Genomic DNA, 3425 nt, shown 5'->3' with positions numbered 1-3425 from the left:
CGGGGTTTTTCGTGTTGACACTGCCTACATGGCTCCGTATACTCAACTAAGGATTCACATTCTTGCCGGAGATGTGGGGCGCGTGAGTACTAAGGAGGCCGTATGGGAGCAGGAAACTCGGCAACTGGCTCGCATGCCACTTCTGAACACGAACGCCGCACCACGTCCGGAGCGGGGATGAGAAACCGCCTTTTCCACGGGAGGAAAGCATGAAGAAAAAGTTTGGCCTTTTGGCCCTCACCGGTGTTATCGCCTTAGCGTCTTGCTCACAAGGCACGAACACGCCCGGCAGCCACAAGCTGACGGTCAACGCTACGGGCGTCACCTCGGCTTCGGCCACCATCAGCGGCGTTGGTAGTGTCACGCTGCCCTACAGCAACACCCTGACCGACAGCAGCTACACGGTGACCCCGACGGCGGTTACCGGGTACACCGTCTCGCCCGGTGCAACGACCGTAGACCTGACGACCGGCGACAAGACTGTGAGCTTCACCTACACCAGCACTACTAGCACTGGTCCCGGCACGGTCACTCCTCCCGCTGGCACCGGCGCGAGCATCACCATCACCAGCCCGGCAACCGGCGCGACCCTGCCCAGCAACACGGCGACCCAGGTCAACTTCACCACCGCTGGCACGCTGACTGGCGTGACCTGCTCGGTCAACGGCGGCACTGCTTCCGCTGCCACCGTGGCGACCAACGCGGGCTTTTGCACTGTGACTACCGCTCTGGTGGGAAGCACCACCATCACCGTCAGCGGCAAGGATAGTGCTGGCGCTACTGTGACGAGCAACGTCGTGGTCCAGGGCAGCGTTGCCACCGTCTTCCCGGCGGGCGTCAGCTTTGACCCCGCCCAGGAAATCAAGGTCGGTGCTGATGGCACGGCCATCGACTTGCCCGGCAACGCGGCCACCGACAGCACGGCCCGCGTCGTCAGCAACAACGGCTGGCGTCAACTCCCCCAGGGCATCTCGACTGGTGGCACACCGTTTGGTGACGCCTACACCTACGTCAAGGGCACTGTCAACGTCAACTTCACCCCTCCGGCAGGTACCACCAAGGTCGAAGTTTTTCTCGCCAAGACCACTGGCACGAGCGCTACGCCCTCCGACGCCGACGTCCAGGCGTCCAGCGTGCTCAACGTTGCCGTGAACCCCACAGGCGTCGTCACCACCCCGTTTGACAGCACCCTGCTCGGTGCGTACCAGGCGGTGCCCGAATGGCTGGTCTTCCGCGTCAACGGCGCCACGGTGTCGTTCCTCCGCGTCGTTGCAGATAACACTGCTCCCCAGCCTGCCCGCCCTGCCTTCGACGGCGCCAAGCTTCCCGGCTCGAACTATATCCAGAACTTCCGTGGCATCCAGAACAACAACTTTGCCCGTGGCAAGATCGATGTATTCACCAACAACCGTGACCTGACAGACCAGCCCTTCGGTGCTGCGCCCGCTGGCTCCACGACGACTGGTCGCGTGCCTATCGGCTTCGAGAGCATCACCTACGTTCTCGTGCCTTCCGCGCTGGTTGACGTGACCCCTGGTCTGCGTGACAGCGACGGTGTGCGTCTGGCCAAGGCGATCCGCTACTCGATTGCGAATTCGGGTGCGATTGCCAGCAAGCCCCAGCTCTTCCCCGGTGCGGGTGATTTCCGCGTCATGTTCGACAGCACCGCCTCCGCTGCGGTCTGTGCGCCCGGTAGCACTACCCCCACAGCAGGCGTCAAGGTGGCGGGTGCTGTGCCTGACGGCAAGTACCGCATCTACGCTCTGACCCGCGACCAGATTGCCAACGAGACGGCCAGCCCGGAGTACCAGGTTGTCACCTTCGATAACGTCGGCCCCAATGTCAGCGCCATCGCTCTGCGCGACGCTTCGCCTCTGCCCTTCCCCTCGACCAACCCCAACCGCTTCATCAGCGATGTGGCCCGCTTCGGCGGCGGCACCATCACTGACGCTGGCATCGGGTTTGATCCCACGGCGCCCTTCGTCGCCAGCATCGGCAGCCTGAAGGTTTCGTTGCCCGGCACCTCCACTCCGAGCCTCGGTGCGCTTTACAACAAGGTGACGGTTGCGCCGGTGACCTTCGACACCAACCAGATCGCCGACGGAAACCAGACCATCGGCTTCAACTCGTTCGCTGACGTGCTCGGCAACCTGCCGACCAACTGCGCTCCGCAGACGGTCATCATCGACAATACTGATCCCAGCGTGTCGTTCACTCGCTTCACGGCGACTGGTGTAGTCACCAGCGGTACGCCCACCAGCATCGAGACCCAGGCGAGCGACGCTACGTCAGGTGTCTACGCCAACATCCTGTTCTGGAACGACTTCGCTGGCCCGAATGCCGTCCAGACCCGTACCCGTGCGGCAGGTTACGTCGGCGCTCCCGTCGAGATTCAGCGTAGCTACGGCTCGCTTGATCCGGCGGTCGTGGACAACACCGTCAATGTCAACAACAACGCCACCTGGAACGCTCTGTTCCCTGGCCAGGGTGATGAGGGTGCTGGCAACATCGAGCCGATGAACGTCAACGTGCTCGTCACTGACCGCGCCGGTAACGCCACTATCCTTACCCGTGGCGTGCAGGTTGCCCAGGTGGCGACCGTCAGGCCCTTCACCATCCCCACCCTGGGCACCTCTGACGGCTTCCGCTTCGACCGCTCGGCGAACTACCGGCCACAGACGCAACTCAACCCCCGCTTCATTAACGCGCTTGCTGCGAACGGTACTACATTGGCCGACGCAGGCAAGCCGCTGGACCTTGGTGGCCTGCTGCCTAGCGAAGACGCGGTGCTGTCGCTCTCCGTCAGCGGCACCACGACCACCAACCAGATCGCTGGAAGTCAGGGCGGCAACAGCCAGCTCAACAGTGTGACTGGCTTCGGCGGCTTTGACCGCCTCGACTGGGGTAAGGTGCTCACCTACCTGAACACCGCACCTGCGCTCACTTCGAACCTTGATACCTTCCAACTGGCTGACCCCTCGCTGGTCCGCCAGAGCGATAGCAGCCTGGGCCTGAACAGTAACCTGCTTCAGAGCCGTGTTGATAGCCGTACTTTGAACGACGGTGGCATCGCGCCCACCGCTGCCCAGGCGGCGCCCTGGTTCAAGATTGGCGATCTGAGCACCGCTAACCAGTTCTACAAGGTTGACAGCGATCTGCTGAACAACCTGTACTGGACTCGCGGCTACGACAACAGCACCTACAGCGACCTGACGAGTGGCCTGTTGCCTCTCAAGGCGACGTATGACGAGATCGCTGGCGTCGTCACCGACACTGCTGGCGCTTACAACTTCTACGGCGAGAAGACGGGCCGCTAAACCCACTTCCTGTTTTGAAGGCCCCCTTAATCGGGGGTCTTTTTCATTGCCTTGCGTAAGCTTCGGTAGTCGGTTGCCTCCGCTATCATGCTCACCATGACTTCTTCC

General features: G+C 62.3%; 1 protein-coding gene. It reads left to right on the top strand.

Features of this window, described 5'->3' with window-relative positions; translation table 11 throughout:
- Nucleotides 1-209 precede the first annotated feature (209 nt).
- The gene (locus Q0R23_RS16855) at nucleotides 210-3317 is read left to right on the top strand and encodes a hypothetical protein (RefSeq protein ID WP_293914873.1); all 3108 of its coding nucleotides are present in this window, start codon (nucleotides 210-212) and stop codon (nucleotides 3315-3317) included.
- The last annotated feature ends 108 nt before the right edge of the window (nucleotides 3318-3425 follow it).

The organism is Deinococcus sp., from assembly GCF_025362455.1.
In the GTDB taxonomy this organism is placed as follows: Bacteria; Deinococcota; Deinococci; order Deinococcales; family Deinococcaceae; genus Deinococcus.
This window is presented reverse-complemented; position numbering and strand designations above follow the sequence as displayed.

Bases quoted from the DNA above. Each gene is read 5' to 3' on its own strand.
- Q0R23_RS16855 (WP_293914873.1), top strand. From the start codon at position 210: ATGAAGAAAAAGTTTGGCCTTTTGGCCCTCACCGGTGTTATCGCCTTA.